Genomic DNA, 1,194 nt, shown 5'->3' on the forward strand with positions numbered 1-1,194 from the left:
CACTCATTTTACCGAGGCGTTGTGCGTAATACTCCTAGACAATGAGTGCTGATCATACTGACCTTGGACTTTCGACAATCATGGGGCCACAGCTCCGGGCTTTGGTTGAAAGTCAATTGCTACAGGATCTTGGACACTATGGGCTGTTCAACAAAGACTTAAAATTTGATTGGTCTCAAAGCTGTATCGAAGGGCATGACGGTTCCTACTTAGATGGCCGCCTAGAGAATTTCTCGGGGTTAATGGTATTTGATGGCTCTGGAAAACTAATCGTAGATGGGTGGATGGAATTCGTTCATCGTGGAAAGTTTTTCTTAGCGTACTGGGAATTCGTGTCGATCTGGAAAGACAATATCAAAGTCTTTGAGAAGAGTGTGCCTGGACTACCCAAACATGTGCTTGATAAAATTCCGACCGAGCTGATGACTGAATCCGAGAAAGAACGGAGTCATCTTTGATATATCGTAGACAAAACTGTGAGAACGTGGCTACCTGGCAATGCAATATTGATTTTTTATCGGCCGATGGACTGATGTCCGAGTTGGGCACAATTCCCGACAAACTCCCAGACACCTATCTTCCAGCGTCAGCCCATCAGGACTCCTCTGCGGACCACCATGGCGACCCAAGGGCTATATTTTGGATGCACAAAAAGCGAAATGACTTCAATCAACTGATCGCTGAGCTGTCGTTCAAACTCCCCGAAGTGAATTGGCTGAAAGACGTCGCCGATGTTTTCAGTTGGGGAAATGAAGACACCAACGATCTTACTCTGAGTTTTGGCGACGACAAATGCGTAGAAAGTTTTGGATGCCGAATTGATCTAAGAGAACTTGATGAGGATTTTATCAGCTTGGTGCTTGAAATATGTACCTCAAGAAACTATCTATTGTCAGACAGAAAAGGTAACATCAAAATCCCAAGTAGACATGAACTCGGGAAGCTACTGGCGAAGTCGAATGCTGCCAATTTTGTCGCTGACCCCAAGAAGTTTCTTCGAGATTCCGGTCTCGATAAAAGTAAATGAAAAGATACGCACAACACAGCGGTAAAAATGAATGTGGGCTTCACTGGTTGTTAAAGGTCAGTTGGCTTGGATTGTCCGCCACAAATTTTAATTTTATCATCGGCGTGGCTAAGATGTAGTGGAAGTGGAGCTGCATAAAACTCCCACACTCATTTTACCGAGGCGTT

General features: G+C 44.6%; 2 protein-coding genes. Both read left to right on the forward strand.

Annotated elements, in window-relative coordinates:
* The first annotated feature begins 41 nt into the window (after positions 1–41).
* Positions 42–458 (forward strand): hypothetical protein, encoded by a 417-nt coding sequence (locus RIG68_RS01395; protein ID WP_350117965.1) that lies wholly within the window; start codon positions 42–44, stop codon positions 456–458.
* A 26-nt stretch (positions 459–484) separates the two neighbouring features.
* Positions 485–1,027 (forward strand): hypothetical protein, encoded by a 543-nt coding sequence (locus RIG68_RS01400; RefSeq protein WP_350117966.1) that lies wholly within the window; start codon positions 485–487, stop codon positions 1,025–1,027.
* Positions 1,028–1,194: the final 167 nt, after the last annotated feature.

The organism is Imperialibacter sp. (genome assembly GCF_040222385.1).
GTDB lineage: Bacteria > Bacteroidota > Bacteroidia > Cytophagales > Cyclobacteriaceae > Imperialibacter.